General features: G+C 64.9%; 16 protein-coding genes. 12 read left to right on the forward strand and 4 right to left on the reverse strand.

Annotation, left to right across the window (positions count from 1 at the left end; translation table 11 throughout):
* Positions 1–2: 2 nt before the first annotated feature.
* Positions 3–263, forward strand: a complete 261-nt coding sequence (locus tag VFZ66_10990; protein ID HEX6289709.1) for a hypothetical protein — start codon at positions 3–5, stop codon at positions 261–263.
* 73 nt (positions 264–336) lie between these two features.
* Here the strand turns inward: VFZ66_10990 and VFZ66_10995 are convergent, their stop codons facing one another.
* The 4 genes from VFZ66_10995 to VFZ66_11010 all read right to left on the reverse strand — a co-directional run bounded on the left by VFZ66_10995 (position 337) and on the right by VFZ66_11010 (position 3507).
* Positions 337–1455 carry a hypothetical protein gene (locus VFZ66_10995; protein ID HEX6289710.1) on the reverse strand — a complete coding sequence of 373 codons (1119 nt, stop codon included), beginning with the start codon at positions 1453–1455 and terminating at the stop codon, positions 337–339.
* A 262-nt stretch (positions 1456–1717) separates the two neighbouring features.
* Positions 1718–2158: an alpha/beta hydrolase-fold protein gene (locus VFZ66_11000; protein ID HEX6289711.1), complete on the reverse strand. Its 441-nt coding sequence runs from the start codon at positions 2156–2158 to the stop codon at positions 1718–1720.
* On the reverse strand, positions 2148–2699 hold the full coding sequence (locus VFZ66_11005; GenBank protein HEX6289712.1) for a GNAT family N-acetyltransferase: 552 nt from the start codon (positions 2697–2699) through the stop codon (positions 2148–2150). Before VFZ66_11005 ends, VFZ66_11000 begins: the two co-directional genes overlap by 11 nt.
* 133 nt (positions 2700–2832) lie before the next feature.
* The gene (locus VFZ66_11010) at positions 2833–3507 is read right to left on the reverse strand and encodes an alpha/beta fold hydrolase (protein ID HEX6289713.1); all 675 of its coding nucleotides are present in this window, start codon (positions 3505–3507) and stop codon (positions 2833–2835) included.
* A gap of 330 nt (positions 3508–3837) precedes the next feature.
* On the opposite strand from VFZ66_11010, the gene VFZ66_11015 reads away from it, so the two are divergent.
* The 11 genes from VFZ66_11015 to meaB all read left to right on the forward strand — a co-directional run bounded on the left by VFZ66_11015 (position 3838) and on the right by meaB (position 18290).
* Complete coding sequence (locus VFZ66_11015) at positions 3838–5574, forward strand: VWA domain-containing protein (protein ID HEX6289714.1); 1737 nt, start codon at positions 3838–3840, stop codon at positions 5572–5574.
* 141 nt (positions 5575–5715) lie between these two features.
* A complete protein-coding gene (locus VFZ66_11020; GenBank protein HEX6289715.1) occupies positions 5716–7416 on the forward strand; it encodes a DUF4938 domain-containing protein in 1701 nt (566 codons plus the stop codon).
* Between the two features lie 174 nt (positions 7417–7590).
* Entirely contained in the window at positions 7591–10275 is a 2685-nt protein-coding gene (locus VFZ66_11025; protein HEX6289716.1) for a tetratricopeptide repeat protein, read from the forward strand.
* Positions 10276–10526: 251 nt separating this feature from the next.
* Entirely contained in the window at positions 10527–11735 is a 1209-nt protein-coding gene (locus tag VFZ66_11030) for a glycosyltransferase family 4 protein (protein HEX6289717.1), read from the forward strand.
* 213 nt (positions 11736–11948) lie between these two features.
* Positions 11949–13148 carry a hypothetical protein gene (locus tag VFZ66_11035; GenBank protein HEX6289718.1) on the forward strand — a complete coding sequence of 400 codons (1200 nt, stop codon included), beginning with the start codon at positions 11949–11951 and terminating at the stop codon, positions 13146–13148.
* Complete coding sequence (gene aroC, locus VFZ66_11040) at positions 13145–14227, forward strand: chorismate synthase (protein ID HEX6289719.1); 1083 nt, start codon at positions 13145–13147, stop codon at positions 14225–14227. The genes VFZ66_11035 and aroC overlap by 4 nt, the downstream gene beginning before the upstream one ends.
* Before the next feature lie 54 nt (positions 14228–14281).
* The gene (locus tag VFZ66_11045) at positions 14282–14725 is read left to right on the forward strand and encodes a GNAT family N-acetyltransferase (protein ID HEX6289720.1); all 444 of its coding nucleotides are present in this window, start codon (positions 14282–14284) and stop codon (positions 14723–14725) included.
* A gap of 5 nt (positions 14726–14730) precedes the next feature.
* Entirely contained in the window at positions 14731–15618 is an 888-nt protein-coding gene (locus VFZ66_11050; protein ID HEX6289721.1) for a hypothetical protein, read from the forward strand.
* A 201-nt stretch (positions 15619–15819) separates the two neighbouring features.
* The gene (locus VFZ66_11055) at positions 15820–16806 is read left to right on the forward strand and encodes a prephenate dehydrogenase (protein ID HEX6289722.1); all 987 of its coding nucleotides are present in this window, start codon (positions 15820–15822) and stop codon (positions 16804–16806) included.
* 100 nt (positions 16807–16906) lie between these two features.
* A complete protein-coding gene (locus VFZ66_11060) occupies positions 16907–17329 on the forward strand; it encodes a cobalamin B12-binding domain-containing protein (GenBank protein HEX6289723.1) in 423 nt (140 codons plus the stop codon).
* A 7-nt stretch (positions 17330–17336) separates the two neighbouring features.
* A complete protein-coding gene (meaB, locus tag VFZ66_11065) occupies positions 17337–18290 on the forward strand; it encodes a methylmalonyl Co-A mutase-associated GTPase MeaB (protein HEX6289724.1) in 954 nt (317 codons plus the stop codon).
* The last annotated feature ends 354 nt before the right edge of the window (positions 18291–18644 follow it).

The following is an 18644-nucleotide window of genomic DNA, read 5'->3' on the forward strand; positions in this document are numbered from 1 at the left end:
TTATGGATCAGCCGCCACCAAACACCCCCCGCGTGATGCAAGACGGACAACTGGAAGTGCGTGAGGGGCATACCGTGCCCGTGTTAGCCCAGACGGCCACGCACCGTTTGATCGTGCTCAACTCGACCGCCCTGGGACATATGCACATTGGTCAAACGCTGGTCCTACACCTGCCCAACACCGAGCCGCAGCCAATCACTCTGGAGTCGATCGATCGGCTGGCGCTGATCGCGCGCTACATCGAGGGCGCAGAGGATGTTTGAGCCGTGCTGTTGAGCACACATAACAACGCCGGAGATGTTACTCTCCGGCGTTGTCGTCGAACGACCGTAACGATTAGTAGTTATCGCGTGGATCGCGTCGTCCAACATCGCCATCGCGATCAAGATCCGCGCCGAGGCCACGCTCGGTGGCGTTCTCGATCCGTGACGCCATGTTCTCGATCGGTCCCTCGCTGGTCATGGAGCCGGTGCTGGTGCCGCCGACCTCGTACATGCGCGAGCGACGACGACGTGGAGTAACATCGCCCATCGTGCTGCCCGTGCTGCCGTAGTCGGTCGCGCTGCCGTAGGCCGTGCCGCCCGTGCTGCTGTAGCTCGTGCCCGTCGTGCCATAATCGGTGCGGCGTCCCGCATCGTCGTCCGTCGCCTCCGCGCCAACCGCATCGCCGACCGCGCCGACACCGCCGCCCGTCACTGCGCCAGCGACGCCGCCGACCACGGTTCCGACAGGACCGCCCGCCGAGCCAAGGGCCGCGCCCGTCGCCGCACCGGCGACAGCGCCGCCAACGGTTCCGACCTTGCTGCTGCGATCGTAGTCGTCCTGCCCGACCGCCCGATCGGCGTCGCCCATGGTAGTGTAGCCCGTGCCCGTCGTGCCCGCGTAAGTCTCGGCATTTTCGTCGAAGCGCGTCCAGCCGGAGCGGCGGTACTCTGCGCCACGCTCATCAATATCGACGACGTTGTACCGCTCCATGATGTCAAGCGTGGTATCGACCATGTTGTCGCTGACCTGGGCCATCACCAGCGAGCCGCCACGGCGAATGCCCTCGGAATAGACATGCGCGTCTTCCTCAGGAATACCAGCGCCGACCAGCGCGCCGAGCAAGCCGCCCGCCGCCGCGCCGATGCCAGCGCCCAGCGCGGCAGAGCCAAGCGCGGTCGCCAGGGTACCAGCCGCGATGACCGGGCCAACGCCGGGGATCGTGATCGCGCCCAGACCGACCAGCAGGCCGGTCAGACCGCCGACGATCGTGCCGCCGGTCGCGCCGAAACCCGCGCCTTCCGCCGCCTCGCTATGGCCTTCGGTAGTGTATGTATTCGCTTCCATTGTCGCCGCATCGGCATTGCGACCTGCAAAGCTGATGTCGGCATCGCTAATACCTGCGGCGCGAAGCTCACGCACTACCGCTTCGGCGTCCCGTATGCTCTCGAATAAGCCTACTACGTTTTTCATGCCTGAGACCTCCTCATCACGCAGCGAATGTAGCATCAGGATCGCTGCATCGACTTCACACCAGACGTATAGCCTGTGGGATGCTATACGAGACATAGCAACATGTATGCCAGTGGCACTATGTCAACTTGAACGCTCGCGGAGGAGGCAGCGCGGAGAACAAACGGAGAACCAAGAACCAAGAACCAAGAACTGAGCGAAGAACAAAGAACAGAGAACAAGTGAAACCTTGGAACTTGAAACTTGAAACTTGAAACTCAAACTACGGATTGAGGAGAAATGCCAGCGCATCGCCGAGCCGTACCCGCCACAGGCCCCACGAGTGGCCCTCGTGGTATTCGGCGTAGGCATAGCGGTAGCGCTGCGCGTCGAGGAGATCGCGGAACTCACGGTTGGCGCGGAGAAAATCGGCCTCAGCATCGCCCCGGTCGGGCGCGCCGATCGCGGTTTCATAGGTGCCGATGATCAGATGCGCGGGCTGCGCGTACAGCCGCTCGGAGCGCTCGTCGAGCATATCGCCGCGCAGCAGCGCCGAAGCGGCGCTGCCTGTGTAGTAGATGATCGCCCGATCGGCGCTAACCAGGGGCGATACCGGATGCGCGGAGACAAAGGCATCGACAAGCGCCTGCTGGCGATCACGATCGTCAGTGGCCGCAACCTCGGCGCGGAGACGTGCGAAATCGCCGACCGGATCAGCCATCATGGCCCGGCTGGGCTGTGGCTGTCGCCGGACGCTTCTTCGCCAGCCAGATCGTCGTGCGGCTGCTCTGCGGATCGTGCGTGGTCGAGCCGGAGTAGTGGTAGCCGCGCCGCAGCCAGAATCGCTGACCAAGCTCGCTGGTTTCGGCCACGCCGGCCATGATAAACTCGATCTCCGGCTGCGCAAACAGCGCGCGCTCCAGCAGATCGGCGGCCTCGCTGCCGTAGCCATGCTGCTGGTACTGCCCGCCGACCAGCAGCAGCGCGATTGTCGCGGTATCCGACATGATCGCCTCAAGCTGCACATCGGCCACGCCGATCAGCGCGTTGTCCTCGCAGCGAACGATCGCGAACAGCACCCGCCCCTCGGTACGCTGCGCGTCCAAAAAATCGCTCTGCAACTGAAGTTTGCTCACCGGCTCGCGGCCATAGCCGATCGCCGCCCAGTAGTTGGTCGTCGAGCGATACAAGCTCATCACTGCGTCGAGATCGTCGTCTTCGAGCGGACGCAGACGCACAAGCTGACCGACATATTCTTGCTGCATCGATCGTCCTTTCGTCACTGCTGCCGTTGCATCGGTGAGGGCCGCATCAGCTTACCACATCTTTGGGCTTCCAGGTAGCGTGCATTTGGCGCTGCCGGATCAGCGAGCGCGCTCCTGCTGCGGCCCGCGCGGGCTACGAGCGCCGAACCTGCTTGAAGAGCCACTCGTACAATTCGGGATCGTTGTAGGCGGGCGTCCACGAGTCGTGGCCTGCATCGGGATAGACCGTGAAGCGCACGTTGCCGCCGCACGCTTGGAGCGCATCGACGAGCACCTGCGACTCGCTGAGCAGCACGACCTCATCTTGCGCGCCGTGAAAGACCCAGGTCGGCACGTCTTTTAAGATACACGCTTTGTCCGGAAACCCGACGAACCACAGGCCGCCGCCGCAGATCGGCACCAGCGCGGCAAACCGATCGGGGTGCAGCGCCGCGTAGTGCCAGGCTCCGTACCCGCCCATGCTCAGCCCGGTCAGGTAGATCCGGTCGTGGTCCACGGCGTAGGCCGACGTGATCTCCTCAAAAAGCGCGTCGAGCGCCTCGATCTCCACCACCCACGCCGAATCGCGTCGGCACTGCGGCGACACGACAATCGCGGGAAAGTCCGGGCGCTGGTCCAGTATCTTTGGCAGGCCATGCCGCTTGACCTGCTCGATATGGTCGCCGCGCTCGCCGCTGCCGTGCAAGAAGAGGATCAGCGGCCAGCGTCGCTGCGGATCGTCGCGATAGCCGTCGGGCAGGTGGAGCAGGTAGCTCAGGCGTAACGTCTTGACGAACGTTTTTTCTAGGGTTTGAGCGCGTTGGGTCATGGGAAAATCCTTTTTGAGAACAAAGAACAAAGGAACAAGTAGAGAACCTTGAACTCGAAACTTTGAACGTTGAACTCGAAGATTGCGCTACCTCCAGTTATGGAGATTCCTAAACAAGTCTAACCTGTGAGCTTCTGGAACCAAAATCAGCGCGATGTCATCTATTGCTCACACGCGCCCGAAAGGAGGCCCCGCTGATCATCGTCCTCAGCAGCCGACGAGGAAAGGAGACAGACCCCATCGACAGATAAACAGAAAAGCTGCTCTATGATACCTCGATTGCGTGGGCGCGTCACAACGAACAATCCGCTTATGCTCAAGGAGGGTTTCGTGAAACGACGCAACTCGATCCTGATCGCGCTCATCATCTGCCTGACGCTTGTGCTGACGGCATGTGGCGGCGCTGCTGGAACACCAACCAGCTCGACCACCGACCGCTCGAACACCGCTAACCAGCACTCCAACCGACAGAACAAGTCTTCAGAAAACAGCGCCGCCGCATCTCCTGCGGCATCTCCGGCAGCATCAGCCATGCCCCAAGCCTCCCCTCCTCCGAATACCGTCGCGGCGGGCGCAGCGGCACGACCAGCGGCAGAAGCACCTGCGGCAGATTCGAGCAGAGACGCGCAGCCGCCTGCTGCCCACCCCCGGCCAACCGCGCGGCCTGACCGCTCGCCCCGGCCCGACGACGAGCCGTACGACTCGACATTTTATCGCAACTATGGCGTCAATCCATTCGTGGATACGCTGGAAGATCCCCGGTCGACGTTCGCGATGGATGTCGATACCGCCTCCTACGGCGTGATGCGCCGGTATCTCGCCGACGGCTACCTGCCCGATCCCGATTCGGTGCGCGTCGAGGAGTATCTCAACTCCTTCAACTATCGCTATCCGCAGCCGGAGGATGGCAGCATGTTTGCCGTCTACACCGAGGCCGCGCCGTCGCCGTTCGGCGGTAAAGGCTACGACATGGTGCAGATCGGGATTCAGGGCCGCACGATTCAGGAGGAAGATCGCGCGCCCGCCTCGCTGACGTTTGTGATCGATGTGTCGGGATCGATGGAGCGCGAAGAACGTCTGGAGACGGTCAAGCAGGCGCTCGCGCTGCTGGTCGAGCAGCTTCGGGCCGACGATCAGATCGGCATCGTGGTCTATGGCAGCGACGCCCGCTCGATCCTGCCGCCGACTAGCGGCGCGAATAAAGGACGGATCTTGAGCGCGATCGACGAGCTACAGCCAAGCGGCTCGACCAATGTCGAGGCGGGGCTGGACATTGGCTTCGCCCAGGCCGAAGAAGCGTTTGTGCCCGACGGCAACAACATGATCCTGCTCTGCTCGGATGGAGTCGCCAACAATGGCGTGACCGACCCGGAGACGCTGCTGCAAACGTACCGGCGCTACACCTCGCAGGGCATCAAACTCTCGACGTATGGCTTTGGAATGGGAAATTTCAACGACGAATTGATGGAACGACTCGCCGACGCGGGCAATGGCATCTACTCCTACATCGACACGCTGGACGAGGCCGAGCGCGTCTTCGTCCACAATCTGACCGGCACGCTGCAACTGATCGCGCGCGACGCCAAGATTCAGGTCGAGTTCAACCCCGATGTCGTCAGCCACTACCGGCTGATCGGCTACGAGAATCGCGATGTCACCGATCAGGACTTTCGCAACGACTCGGTCGATGCCGGTGAGGTTGGAGCGGGCCATAGCGTAACTGCGCTCTACGAGATCCGGCGCGTCCCCGACGCCACAGGCGACATCGCGACGGTTCGCATTCGCTACCACCAGCCCGACAACTCGAAGATCATCGAGGAGACACAGACGCTACGGAGCGAGGATCGGCGGGCCAGTTTCGGCAGGGCCAGCGGGCGCTTCAAGCTCGCGGTCAGCGTGGCGCAGTACGCCGAGCTGCTGCGGCACTCGCGCTGGTTCCAGGGCAGCACGCTGGACGACGTGGTCGAGCTGGCGCATGAGGCGCAGCGCGACTTCGAGCGCGATCCAGACGTGACGGAGTTCATCAGGCTGCTCGAAACCGCCGCGTCGCTGGCGCGGGCTGAGTAAAATCGCTACACCACTACCGGACAGGGGCACGCAGGTGCCCTTGTCTCATCTCAGGCCCCTGCTATCGCGCACCCCGCGCGGTGGTACAATCGAGTCAACCGTTCAATCGCACGAACAATCGCATGGAAAGGACGCCTGGCAATGCCGCTCGAAATCCGCGATCTGCGGGCGCTCGAAGGTCCCAATATCTACTCGTTCCAGCCGACGGTCAAGCTCCAGATCTGGGCCGACCGCGACATCAGCCGCACGATCGGCGATACCGTCAAAACCTGGGCGCAGCAGGTCGGCGTGGTGATCGGCGCGCTGCGGCAGGAGGTGCAGCCAGCCGACGGCGGCTTCGTGATCACTACCACCTGGACGACGCCGCTGCCCAACGTGGGCGAGCGCATCGCGGAGGGCGCGGCTGCGGATCTGGTGGCCGCCGAGCAGCGCGACGAGGAGTACAGCCACGACGAGGCGCTCTTCGCCGCGATCGACGCGCGCAAACACGAGGAGCCGTCGCTCCGGCAGCTTCAGCTCTACGCCGAGGCGCGAGTGCGCGATCTACCAATGGTGCCGCGCGGCGACGGCACGGTGATGATCGGCAGCGGCGCGCGGGGCTGGGCGCTCGATCCGAGCGTGCTCAGCCTGGGCATGTCGGTCGATGTTCCCTGGGAGCAGATCGGCACGATCCCGATCGTCGCGGTCACAGGCACCAACGGCAAGACCACCACCGTCCGGCTGATCGCGCACGTCCTGCGCGAGACGGGCCTGCGCGTGGGCAACACCGACACGGACGGCATCTTCATCGACGGGCAGCAGGTCGAGGAGGGCGACTGGGCGGGCTGGGCCGGGGCGCGGCGCGTGCTGACCGATCCGGCGGTCGATGTGGCGGTGCTGGAAACATCGCGCGGCGGCATCCTGCGGCGCGGGCTGGGATTCAACACCTGCACCATCAGCGTCATCACCAACATCTCGGCGGATCATCTCGGAGAGTTCGAGATCGACACGCCCGCGAAGATGGCGCGCGTCAAGGGCCTGCTGGTGCGCGTGACGCACCCCGACGGCTACACGATCCTCAACGCCGACGATCCGCTCGTGCGGGCGATGGGCGAGACGAGCGCTGCGCAGGTGGTGCTCTTCAGCAACGATCGGCAGAGCGCCGCGATTGCCGCCCACCAGCAGATCGGCGGCTCGTTCGTCCGCAGCGACGGCCAGCAGGTCGAGGTCAGCTTTAACGATCAGCGGGGCCACTTCGCGCTGGCCGACATTCCGATCACCGTCGGCGGCGCGGCGCTGCACAACGTCCAGAACGTCCTGGCGGCGACGGCGGCCTGTCTCGGCCTGGGCGTGCCGCTCCCGACGATCGTCGATGCGCTGCGCACGTTCATGCCCTCGGCCAGCCACAACGCCAACCGTCTGAATCTCTTCGACCGCGACACCATGCTGGTGGCCTTCGACTACGCGCACAACGAGGCGGGACTGATCGCGCTGCTGCGCTTCGGCCAGGAGATGCGGCAGCGACGCGGCGGGCGGCTGCTGCTGATCCTGGGCGGTCCCGGCGATCGGCCCGACGAGCAGATCCGCGAACAGGGTCGGCTCGCGGCTGAGGCGGTGGACACGCTGCTGCTGCACGAGGAGGAGCGCTACCTGCGCGGTCGAGAGCTGGGCGAGACAACCAGGCTCTACCAGGAGGGCGCGCTAGCCGCCGGGATACGTGCCGATCAGGTCGTGATCTTCCCCGACGAAGTCGCCGCGCTCGACGCCGCGCTGGCGATGCTGCAAACCGGCGATGTGCTGCTGGTGGCGGCGCACGCGCACCGCGCGACCGTGCTCGATCGGCTGGAGCGGTGGCAGGGGTAAAGAACAAAGGAACAAACGAGCAAACCAACAACGGCTGAAACCCCTTGTTCCCTTGTTTCCTTGTTCCTTTGTTCCTTACTTAGATCGGTCCACATCCCGCGCGCCGATTGGCCCATCGCCAATACCGACCCTGCGTAATAGCGCTGTGCCGAGCGCGGTTGCTATACTTGGGCCATGCAATCGGGTCACTTCGCCATCCCGCGTTTTTCGCGATCGACGCTCCTGACGTGTGCAGGGATCGCGCTGCTGCTGGTACCACTTGCGCTCTATGTCGACTCGCTGCCGAGCATCAGCCCGGCGGTGAGCTGGCTCTTTTTTATTGTGCGCGTGATCGCCGCGCTGGTGCTGATCGCGGTCTGGGCGCTGCTGAACGTTCCGCCGCGCAAGCCGATCACCGGGCATATCGTCGTGGGAGTGGCGCGCTTCGGCGACGACGCGCCTGAGGGGGTGCACGCGCCGCGCCGCACGCTGCTGCAATGGGTGCGTCCGCGCCCAACCTGGGAGCCGGTGCTGAACGAAGAAGGCGAGACGGTCCTGCCGCTGCCGGACGGCGGGATCGAGGTCGGCGAGATGCTGGCCCATGCGATCCGCAAGCTAATCGCGCCGATCCCCAACGTCGCGCTCGTGACGCTGCCCTACATCGCCGACGAGCGCGAGGCGATCCTGGCGGGCGATACCGCCAACGCCGACATCGTCCTCTGGGGCGTGACGGAGCGAGCCGCAGACAACGAGCTGGTCTTTGCGCCGCAGATCACGCTGACCAAGCGGCTGGAGATGCCGATCCCGCAGAGCGACCTGCGGCTGTGCGGCCTTGAGACGATCGCGCTGCCGGTGCAGCGCATGCGCGTCTGGCAGGCGCGCTACGTCGGCGTGCAGCAGCTCTGGTCGTTCCTGCTGGGCCTGATCTTCTATACCTACAACGCCGACGAGGAGGCGCTCAACGAGCTGGCCGCCGTGCACGTCACGCCGGAGGCGAACGGGCATATCAGCCCGGCGATTGCCGCCGCGTATCTGCTCAGCGGCAACCTGCATGTGATCGGCGAGCGCTGGGAGGCGGCGATCGAAGCCTATCGCGCCATCGCCGACGAGCCGACCTTCTCGGCGCAGGCGCTAGTCAACCTGGGCGTGCTCCACGCGCTGCGCGGCGAAACCGTCGCGGCGCTCGACCAACTGACCCAGGCGGTCGAGCAGGCTCCAATGCTGGCGCTGGCTCATCACAACCTGGCCGTGCTTCAGCAGCGCGTCGACCGCCAGGCCGAGGCCGAAAAGCACTTCGACCGCGCGATCGAGCTTGATCCGAGCCTGAGCGAAAGCTACCGTGGCCTGGCGGCGATCCTGCGTGCGCAGGGCAACGCCGCGTCGGCACGGCAGATCCTTGACCAGGCGCTCGCGATCCAGCCGATGGATGTCGAGGCCCGGCGCGACCTGGCCGCGCTGCTGATCGACGGCGGCAACCTCGGCGCGGCGCAGCAGCAGCTTGAGCGGGCGCTCGCGCTCGATCCGCATCACGCCGCGACCTACTACCTGCTGGGCTTGCTGTGCGAGCAGAGCGGTGACACGACCGGCGCGCTCGAAGCCCTGGAGCAGGCAATCGCGATCCAGCCCAACTACGCCGACGCCTACGCCGCGCTGGCGCGAGTCTATAAGCAGACCGGCGGGAGTCCCGAAGCGCTCAGCCCGATCGCCCGCACGCCCGTTGTGACGGCGGATGCGCGCGCGCACATGGACCTGGGCCTGGCCTACTTCCAGCAGTTCCGCGACGCCGAGGCGGAGCACGAGTTTCGCGCCGCGATCGAGAAAGAGCCGCTCTATGCTCCGGCGCATGTCCAGCTTGGCAAGCTCCTGCGACGGAACGGACGGACCGCCGAGGCGCTGGAAGAGCTGAAGACCGCGCTGCACATCGACGCGCACGTGCTGACCACGTACCACGAGCTGGCGGAGCTTCGCGCCGAGCAGGGCGAGCTGGAGCGCGCGGCGCAAACACTGGAGCAGGCGCTCCGGATCGCGCCCACCGATGCGCGCACGGCCTACCTGCTGGGCAACATCCGCGCAACGCAGGCACGCGAGAGCGGCAGCCGCGCCCCGCTGGAGCAGGCGATCGCCGCCTACCATCGCGCGACCGCGCTCGATCCGAGCTTTGCGGCGGCGCAGTACAACCTGGCGATTGCGGCGCTGACCGACGGCGATGTCACCACGGCGGTCGATTCCTTGCGCCAGACGATCAGCATCAATCCCGAAGACGGCGAGGCTCACCGGCTGCTGGCGACGATCTACAACGACCTGCGCCGGAGCCGCGAGGCGCTCCAGCTCATGACCCGCGCCGCCGAGCTCTTGCCCGGCCACGTCCCGACGCTGATCCAGTTGAGCCAGATTCAGCGCCAGCACAACCAGATCGACGAGGCGATCACCACGCTGCGACAGGCGCAAAAAGCCGAGCCGCAGAATGTGCGCGTGCTGCGCGAGCTGGGCAGCCTGTATGTCGCGGCCCGCCAGCTCGACCGGGCGATCAGCACGTTCAACCGCGCCAGAGACATCGCGCCCGATCAGGCGGAAACCCACTTCGCGCTGGGCGTTGCCTACCGCACCGCCGGGCGGCTGCGCGAGGCGATCGAGGCATTCGAGGCCGCGATCAAGCGCGATCCCAGGAATGCCGCCGCGCTGACACAGCTTGCCGAAACGCTCTACAGCGCCGGAGAGCAGAGTCGCGCCGTGACGATGTTACAGCAGGCGATCACCATCAACCGCGACGATCCGCAGTTGTACTACGCGCTCGGCCAGATGTACGGCGCGCTCGGCCAGTCGGATCGCGCCAACGAAGCCTACCGCATGTACGCAGAACTCCGCGCGGCGAAAGCCTAAGCCGCGCCTCAGTCCTCGCGCCGTATCCCGCAGCGCCCCCACGACGTTTAAATTGGACAGCGCTCGCCTTCGCCACAACCACACAATGTGGTGCGCGGTCTGCTATGCCGCGCATGCCTGCTCGATTTTGATCTACAATACAGGCATCGAACCACCGTACCCTGGCACGTCCCATACCAACCTGCGAAGGTAGCGCACCCAATACGCGATACATCCAGCAGATCGACCAACCACCCAAAGGAGAACTATCCTTGCGTATTCTTTTGCTGTCGTGGGAATTTCCGCCGCATGTCGCCGGTGGCCTCGGCAAGCATGTCGCAGATCTGGTGCCAGCGCTAGCGGCCCTCGGCATAGAAGTGCATGTCGTCACGCCACACCTGCGCGGTGGCGCCGAGATAGAAACGATCTGCCCGGGCGCGACCGTGCATCGCGTCATGCCTGATACCCAGCGCGATCACCAGGGTATCGTCGCGTTTAGCCAGCACAGCAACAATAGCCTTGAGCGGAAAGGCCACGAGCTTAGCCTTGATCTTGGCGGCTTCGATCTGATCCACGGCCACGACTGGCTGGTAGCCTACAGCAGCATCGCGCTCAAATATGCGCTCAAACGTCCGCTGGTCGTCACCGTCCACTCGATGGAGCGCGGTCGGCGTCAGGGCGATCTGAGCAACGAGCAATCGCTGGCGATCAACGGCACCGAGTGGTGGCTGACGTACGAAGCCTGGCGCGTGGTTACGGTCAGCCAGTATATGGCGCAGCAGGTACAGACCTTCTTCGGCGTGCCGCCCGATAAGCTGGATGTGATCTACAACGGCGTTCACGTGCCCGATGCGCTGCCCTTGCCGTGGTGCGAGCAGGTGGCCTTTCGCGCGATGTACGCCGATCCCGACGAGAAGATCGTGTACTACGTTGGGCGGATCGTCCACGAAAAAGGCGTCCAGGTGCTCGTCGAGGCCGCGCCGCAGATCCTCCGCGAGGTTCCCAGGCTCAAATTTGTGATCGCCGGGACCGGCCCGATGCTCGATCCGCTGCGCCAGCAAGTCGCCGCGCAGGGCCTTGCCGATCATTTTGTCTTTACCGGCTACATCAGCGACGCTGTTCGTGATAAGCTGTATCAAGTGGCGGACGTTGCGGTCTTTCCAAGCCTGTACGAGCCGTTCGGGATCGTCGCGCTTGAGGCAATGGCGTACAATTGCCCGGTGGTCGTGACGCGAACCGGCGGCCTCGCCGAGTTTATCAGGCCGCACGAGACAGGGATTATGACCCATCCCGGCGATCCGCACTCGCTGGCCTGGGGTATCCTGCATACGCTGCACCATCCCGACTGGGCGGAGATGCGCGCGGCGAATGCACTACGCGATGTAAAAAGCGTCTATAATTGGAAGCGGATCGCGGCGCAGACGATCGAGACGTACCGACGAGTTCAGACAGCATGGCGTCAGAGCGCCTGGGGTCGTTAGGCCGGGGACGAGCAGAGAACAAAGAACAACGAGCAACGGGAGCGTTGAACTCGCAACGCTGCACGTTGAACTTTGAGCGGCTGACCCCCGATCCCTGGACCAAGCTGCGGGCCTCGGCGCGAACAACTTGAAGGCCGCGAGAAAGCATCCGTGCCGTGTACGCAGGAGCGGTTTGCGCGAGCGCAGGCTGTTCAATCTGGCGAGGTGACAAGTATGACTGAGAAAGCGTTTATGAACGACGAGACACACGCTACCCTTGATCAAGCGATTGCCGCCGCCCGCGCGGGCCGCCGCGATGATGCGCTCCGTATGCTGCGGCAGATCGTCGCCGCCGATCCCTTCAACGCCGATGCCTGGGTCTGGCTTGGCGGTATCGCCACCGATCCGCGCGAGCAGCGCTCCGCCCTGGAGCAAGGGCTGACCGTCGCGCCGGCCAACCAGCGCGCGCAGCAAGGACTGGCCTGGCTGCGTCAGACGCATCCTGAGGTCTTCGAGACGGCGGAGTCGCGTCCGGCAGCGCAGCAGACGGCCAGCTACGAGCTGCCGAATGTGTATCACACGTCGTCCGATGCCGAGTGGCGGACAGCGACGAGCCACGAGCAGCAGGCTACCTACCGGCCAGCGCCCGAACCCGTCCGTGAGTCGAACGCCGCGATCTACGATATTCCCGCGCGCTCCGGCGCTGCCACGCATGAGGCCCCGACCGAGGCGATGCCGACCTATCGCGCGCAGGCCGACGCGGTGACGGCGCATCCCGGCCAGCAGACCGACCGGATGACGGCGTACACGCCGCTGAGCACGACGACGATCGATGGCGGACGCACCGATCGGATGGCGACGGTGCCGCCGCCGACCGCAGTGCCCGCCGAGGTCGTCTATCGGCGCAGTGTCGGCGCGGAGGTGGCGCGCTGGCTGGTGCTGCTGACGTGGCTCTTCGTCCTGGGCGCTGTGGCGACCTCTGCCGCGATGATCCTGGCCTTTCCAAACAGCTTCGAGGCAGCCGTGCAGCCTGTGCTGGCGATCTTCCGGCTGCGGCTGGTCCCGGCGGACGTAGAGGCAACGCGGATTGGCACGGCGATCGCGCTCGGCGCGCTGGCCGTCGTCGATCTGATGCTGATCCTGGGCATGCTCTTCCGTGGCCGCTGGTCCTGGGTATTCAACGCGCTGATCGCCACGGTCGCGATGCTCGGCGCGGCAGCGCTGGTGGGGCTGGACGCCGCTGGCGTGAATCTGTTTAGCCTCGTGGGGCTGGACTACGCCGGTGCCAATCCGCTTGCGCCGGATGGCTTCACGCTCGGCAGCCTGGCGGAGCAGATCCTGGGCGGATTGCTGGCCTTTACGGTTGTCTTCTTCTTGCTATCTCTTGCAAGTCGGCGGGCCTTCTTCCGACGGCGGGTTGAGCAGCGGGCATGAGTGGCAGTAGCTTCGGTACACTTTTTCGGATCACCACCTTCGGCGAGTCGCACGGCGCGGCGGTCGGCGTGGTGCTGGATGGCTGTCCCGCCGGTCTGCCGATCGACGAGGCCGAGATCCAGCGCGATCTCGATCGGCGGCGGGTTGGGCAAAGCCGCATGACCTCCGCGCGCAACGAGCCTGACAGCGTGCGGATTCTGTCGGGTGTCTTCGAGGGCCGCACCACGGGCACGCCGATCGCGATGATGGTGGAAAATACCAACCAGCGCTCGCAGGACTACGACGCGATCAAGGACCTGTACCGGCCCGGACATGCCGATTTTACCTGGGATGCCAAGTTCGGCATGCGCGACTATCGCGGCGGTGGGCGGGCCTCGGCGCGCGAGACGATCGGGCGGGTAGCCGCCGGAGCGGTCGCCCGCAAGCTGCTCGGCACGATCGGCGTGAGCGTGGTAGGGTACACGCTGCAACTGGCGCATCTGCGGGCACGGACGATCGACGAGGCCGAGATCGAGCGTAACCCGATGCGCTGCCCTGACCCTGAGGTAGCGCAGGAGATGATCACGCTGGTGGAGCAGGCGCGCCGCGAGCTAGACTCGCTCGGCGGTGTGGTCGAGGTGCGCGCGCGGGGCGTTCCCGCCGGGCTGGGCGAGCCGGTCTTCGATAAGCTCGACGCCGACATCGGCAAGGCGATGTTCAGCATCCCGGCGATCAAAGGCGTTGAGATCGGCAGCGGCTTCGATGCTGCCAACCAGCGCGGCTCCAGCAACAATGATCCGTTTGTGCGGCAGCCCGATGGCTCGATCGGCACGGCGACCAACAACGCTGGTGGTATCCTGGGCGGCATCTCGAACGGCGCTGAGATCGTCGTGCGGCTGGCGGCCAAGCCGCCCGCGTCGATCGCCCAGGAGCAGCAGACCGTCGACCGTACTGGACAGCCCACGCCGATCGTCGTCAAAGGCCGCCACGACCCGACGGTCCTACCGCGTCTGGTGCCGGTCGCCGAGGCGATGCTGCTGCTGGTGCTGGCCGATCACTGGCTGCGACAGCGCGCGGCGCGGCTGACGGTTGAAGGATAAGCGCAGGTCGCGCCGCTGCTGTGCCGGTCGCGCATCCGCAGGGAACAGACGACGATGAGCGTTGTGCTACGCGAGATCACCCGCGACAACTGGCATCAGGCGATCAGGCTCAAGGTTGCCGAGGGCCAGGAGCACTTTGTCGCCTCCAATCTCTACTCGATCGCCGAGTCCAAGTTCGAGCCGACCTTTGTGCCGCTGGCAATCTACCACGGCGATACGATGGTCGGCTTCTTGATGCATGGCCGCGACGAGCACGGGCACGATTGGATCATCCGCCTGATGATCGATCGCGACCACCAGGGCAAGGGCTACGGTCGCGCCGCGATGGAGCAGGCGATTGCGAAGCTCACGGCCCGGCCTGATTGCACTACCATAAAGATTAGCTATGAGCCGGACAATCACCAGGCCGAACGGTTATACCACAGCCTGGGCTTCGCGCCTACCGGCGAGATCGAAGAGGGCGAGATTGTCGCGCGGCTGGACGTGAAGATGTGCTAATGTCTATGCCTGAACACGAAGCAGAACACGAGCAGACTCCCGGCGGCGAATCAGCGCCCGCAGCGGCGCAGCCGGAGGTCGAGACGCAGCCGGAGCCAACATCGGCGCTGCCTGCCACCGACGAATCTCATCCGGTCGCGCCGCCCACACCGCCTACCGAGCCGCACCACGAGTCACACTCGCATCCTCGATCGCTCAAACGTCGCCTTGAGCAGCAGGCCCAGGAGCGTAAAACGCGCGTCCGCTCGCAGCCGCTGAATGCAGCGCCGCCCAGGCGGGTGCGCGAGCCGGTGGTGCTGGACTGGGAGCCGGAGCCGATGACCGGGCCGTGGCGAGCAAAGCCGTTCGTGGTCGGCCTGGCGATCGTGGCCTGGATCGTCGCGCTGGGCCTGCTGATGAGCGTTCCCGCGCAGATCGAGCGCGTCACCGGCCTGCTGCGCCTGCTGGTACCGCTGATCTGGGCCACGGCTGCGGCGATCACCTTCGTGCCGATCCAGCTACGGCTGGCGCTGCCCGGCGTCGGCTGGCAGGGCATCGTCGGATTCGGGCTGCTGGGCTATATCCTGGCGTTCGTGCCCGCGCCGAGCGGCTGGCTGCTCGATCTGCCGGATCTGCCGGTCTATCTGCTGCTGTTTCTGGCAATCTTCTACGCCGTGAGCGCCGCGATCGTGCCGCTGACCTACCTGCTGGGCCAGCGCTACTACAAGCTGCGCATCCACCGCCTGGACGTTGGCCGCGCGCGGCGGCAGGCGTACGAGGTTGGGCTGCTGATCGTCGTCGCGCTGGTGATGGCCGGTCTGCGCGTGCTCTCGCCGATCACGTTCGGGCTGCTGGCGCTGGTGATCGTGCTGACCGAGGCGCTGCTGCTGTCGCAGGTGCAGCCTGAGGGGTAAGAAAGAACAAAAGAACAAAGGAACAAGGGAGCCTTGATTACCCTGATCCTCGATCCCTCGGCGGGATCGAGAACAAAACACAACGAACAGCGAATAAACCACAACGAGCACAGCGCAAAAGACGGCGAAAATAAGGAAGGCCCGAAACCCAAAATTTTGAACGTTGAACCCGCAGCTTTGAACTTGCAGCAGAGGATAAGGATGGCGCTAAACATTACGATTATCGGGCTGGATCTGCTGGGCGGATCGCTTGGCCTGGCGCTCGGCACGCTGGACCAGGAGGCGCTGCCGACGGGACGGCCCGCGATTACCGGCTGGGACGACGACAAGCGCACGTTACAGGACGCGCGCGGGCGTTTGATGATCGACCGGGCGGCGCGTGACCTGGCCGATGCGGTGCGCGATGCAGACATCGTGGTCGTGAACGTGCCGTTCGACGATCTGGCCGCGACCTTCGACGGGATTGCGCGGCATCTCAAGTACGGCGCGATCGTCACCGATACGCTCGGCAGCAAAGCGCAGGTGCTAGCTCTCGCCGAGGCGCGCCTGCCGCGCAACGTCGATTTCATCGGCGGGCACGCGCTGCTGAGCCACGCGGAGAAGCGGCCCACCAAGCCCTCGATCGACCTGTTCAAAGGCGCGATCTACTGCCTGGTTGCGGGCACCAGCGCGCAGCCCAATGCGCTCAACACGCTCGATCTCCTGGTGACGGCGATCGGCGCAAAGCCCTACTACATCGACGCCGTCGAGCACGACGCCTACATCGCCGGAGTCGACCATCTGCCGCAGATCGTCGCGACCGCGCTGATGGAGACGCTCAGCCGCAGCCGAGGCTGGCGCGAGATGCAGCCGATCGCCGGAGCAGCGTTCGGCGCGATGACCGAGCTTGCGGCGTCCGATCCGGCTGCCAGCCGCGCGCTCTGCCAGAGCAACAGCGAGGCGATCGAGCGCTGGATCAACGACCTGATTCGGACGCTGGTCGAGCTGCGCGATACTCTTCAGCATGGCGAGCAGCTTGAGGCGATCTTTGCCCATGCCCGCGACGCTCACGCGCAGTGGATGACCGCGCAGCCCCATATGCGGCCCGGCGAGAGCGATTTTTATGGGCAGAACGAGCCGGAGATCGATCGCGGCCTAGGCGCGCTCTTCTTCGGGCGGCGCAAGCCCAGAGGCGATCGCGAGCGCTGAGATCGGCGGCAGGTTGCGCCCGATCGACGCGGGATGCTAGAATACAAGAAAGGTTCGAGGTATCGCCATGAACCGTCCCATAGACAACGAAGGAAGCGCAATGGAGCGTAAAATACGGGTACTTGTCGCGAAGCCGGGCCTCGACGGGCACGACCGTGGCGCGAAAGTGATCGCGCGGGCGTTGCGCGACGCCGGGATGGAGGTTGTCTATACCGGCCTTCAGCAAACGCCGCAGATGATCGTGGACGCGGCGCTGCAAGAAGATGTCGACGTGATCGGCCTGTCGATCCTGTCGGGCGCGCACATGACACTGCTGCCCAAGATCTCGGAGCTGCTGCGCGAGGCCGGTGTTGACGACGTGCTGGTCGTTGCCGGCGGCATCATCTCCGATACCGACGCCGAGATTTTGAGAAACGAGCACGGCATCGCGGCGGTCTACGGGCCGGGCGCTTCGACCAACGAGATCGTTGAGTTTATCCGCAGCAACGTCAAGCCCGAACGATTTTCGGGCGCGGAAGTGTAGGTCCGCCGTGGGATTGATCGATCAGATGCGCGGCGGCGACCGTCGCGCGCTCTCACGGCTGGTGACAATCGTCGAGAACGGCGGGGACGATGGACATCGCGCGCTCGCCAAGCTCTACCAGCACACAGGCAAAGCGCATATTATCGGCGTCACCGGCCCGCCCGGCGCGGGCAAGAGCACGCTGGTCAACGAGCTGACGCTGGATCTGCGCCGCCGGGGCCACAGCGTGGGCATCCTGGCCGTCGATCCGACATCGCCATTCACCGGCGGCGCGATCCTGGGCGACCGCATTCGGATGCAGCCGCTGGGCCACGATCCGGAAATCTTCGTCCGCTCGATGGCAAGCCGGGGCCAGCTCGGCGGCATCGCGCGCGCGACCGGCGACGTGATCAAAGTGCTTGACGCCGCAGGCTTCGACAAGATCATCGTCGAAACCGTCGGCGCGGGACAGGCCGAGGTCGAGATCGCGCGCGAGGCGCATACTACGGTGGTCGTCGAGGTGCCGGGCCTGGGCGACGACGTGCAGGCGATCAAAGCGGGCATTCTGGAGATCGCGGATGTGTTCGTGGTCAACAAGGCCGATCGTGAGGACGCCGAGAAGACCCGTCGGCACCTGCAAACGATGATGCAGCTTGGCGCAGCGCCGCGCGAGGGCTGGAGCGTGCCGATCGTGATGACCGTGGCGACCAAGGGCACGGGCATCGCGGAGACGGTCGAGGCGATCGAAGGGCACTGGCGGCATCTCATGCAGACCGGCCACCTGGCGCGGCGCGAACGGGGCCGGATCGTGCGAGAGTTCCAGACGATCTTGCAGGGCCTCGCGCTTGAGCTAGTCCGTGAGCGCGTGCCGGAGTCGCAGCGCGAGGCCCTGCTGACACGCATCCAGGAGCGGGAGATCGATCCCTACACGGCTGCGGAAAGGATACTGGCCGAAGCGCTCGGTGTAGCCGAATTGAAATAGAGGCCGGACGGGCTGCGCGATGCTGCGCAGCCCGTTTACGTTCCGGCGGCTGAGGACATGCGGCGGAAAGGAACAGCCATGCGATACCGTAGCCGGGTCAAGCCGAGCACGCCGATGTCGCTCCTGGGGATGCTTGTGGGCAGTGTCTTTGTCGGCACCGGAATTCTTGTCGTTATAGTTTGGAATATTCGGCAGCTTGTGGACGTTGGTTGTGGGCGGGATCGCACTCTAGTACGCCTACAATTTCTTCACCCGGCGCGGCGGAGCGATCTACGAGATCGATGTCGAACAAGAGCGCTCGGCTGCCTCAGACGATTTTGAGATACGTCTGCGCAAGCTGACGAGGCTCCGCGA

It is taken from the genome of Herpetosiphonaceae bacterium (genome assembly GCA_036374795.1).
GTDB lineage: Bacteria > Chloroflexota > Chloroflexia > Chloroflexales > Kallotenuaceae > LB3-1.